Origin of the sequence: uncultured Faecalibaculum sp. (genome assembly GCF_910588395.1) — a bacterium.
Classification (GTDB): domain Bacteria; phylum Bacillota_I; class Bacilli_A; order Erysipelotrichales; family Erysipelotrichaceae; genus Faecalibaculum.
Window position 1 is genome coordinate 1 of sequence record NZ_CAJUPA010000087.1, and the last position, 1,629, is coordinate 1,629.

2 protein-coding genes are annotated in these 1,629 nt (G+C 51.0%); both read left to right on the top strand.

Translation table 11 applies throughout. From position 1 onward, the window contains the following. On the top strand, nucleotides 1–327 hold a 327-nt coding region (tnpB, locus tag QZ305_RS11700), incomplete at its 5' end, for an IS66 family insertion sequence element accessory protein TnpB (RefSeq protein ID WP_294732178.1). A gap of 296 nt (nucleotides 328–623) precedes the next feature. After that, nucleotides 624–1,629 (top strand): IS66 family transposase (locus QZ305_RS11705; RefSeq protein WP_294732179.1); only part of this gene is annotated, 1,006 nt, incomplete at its 3' end.

The window sequence follows — 1,629 nt, forward strand, 5'->3', positions numbered from 1 at the left end:
AAGCTCTGCCTTATCACAGGGCGTACAGACATGAGGCTTTCGGTCAATGGCCTTATGTCGATCCTCCGGGATCATTACCAAATGGATCCTTACGCAAACACACTGTATCTTTTTTGCGGCAGGAAGACAGACCGGCTCAAAGCACTGTACCATGATAAAAACGGTTTTGTTCTGCTTTATATGAGGTTGGACTCCGGCCGTTTTCAATGGCCGCGTAATGCCTCCGAAGCACGGATGCTTACCCGGCAGGAATACCGATGGCTTATGGAAGGGCTTTCCATTGACCAGCCCAGGGCGTTACGTCCATCACAAAAAAGGGATTTCTAGACCGTATTTGTGAAAAACAGAGAATTTAAAACTCTTTTTTCTGCTCTTAGGAGCCGGAAAAAGAAAAGTTATCCACACAACGGCAGATTTTCAGGAGGCTTATCCACAAATAGCTGCCTGACGGACAGTTTCTGTGAATAAGGATCCTGCCATTTGGTGGATAAGTCCGCATTTTCAGAAGTGATCCACACATCAGAAGTCCGTCAAAATGCCGATGGACGTATCCGGGCCAGTTTGCAGACTTCCATGTTTTCCTCTATAATAAAGGGAACGAAAACAGAAAGGCGGGTCAGACTGTGGAGGAATATAAAGACGATTTGATCGAATTCCTGCAAAAAACAATTGAACAAAAGAATGCACAGATCCAGGAGCTCCAAAAAACCATCCAGGAACTAAACGCTACGGTTGCGAACCTGAATGAAACCATTGCGGAATTCCAGAGGAAATTTTTCGGCACTTCCAGGGAAAGGACCGCCGGCAGGGCTGCCCAGGAGGAAGCAGGGCAGGAAGAGCCGACGGAGAAATCCACTGTCCGCAGCCATACCCGCCGGAAACCAAAAGCCAAGCGGGAAGATCTCTACAAAAACCTGCCGGTCAGGGAAGTACACTGTGCGATGCCGCAAGACCAGAGGCTTTGTCCGGATTGTGACGCTGCGATGGAGACCATCGGATGGCAGTTTGTACGTGAGGAACTGCGGATTACGCCCGCAAAGGTAGAACGGATCCGATATATGCAGGAAGTCCTTGCATGTCCGGTCTGCCGTGAGGAAGATACCGGCACGATCGTCAAGGCGCCGGTACCGACTGCCCTGCTGGCACACAGCCCGGCTTCCCCGTCTATGGCAGCCTTTGTCATGTACCAGAAATTCCTGAACTCGGTTCCCTTTTACCGCCAGGAAATGGACTGGCTCCAAATGGGTGCCCCGCTTGCCAGGGAGACGACCTCAAACTGGTGTATCAAATGCGCGCTGGCCTATTTCGAGCCTGTTTATAACCTGCTCCACGGATACCTGATCAAACGGGATCTCCTCCATGCGGATGAGACCGTCTGCCAGGTCCTCCATGAGGAAGGGAAAGCGGCATCCTCAAACTCTTATCTGTGGATATATCTCACCGGCAACGACGGCCAGCCGCCCATCATCCTTTATGATTACCAGCCCGGGAGGGCAGGTGAATATGCGAAAAATTTCCTGGAAGGGTTCTCCGGACTGTTGGAGTGTGATGGCTATACCGGCTACAACAGCGTGGAGAATGTGACCCTGGTATGCTGTCTTGCCCATTGCCGGAGATATTTCTTCGAAG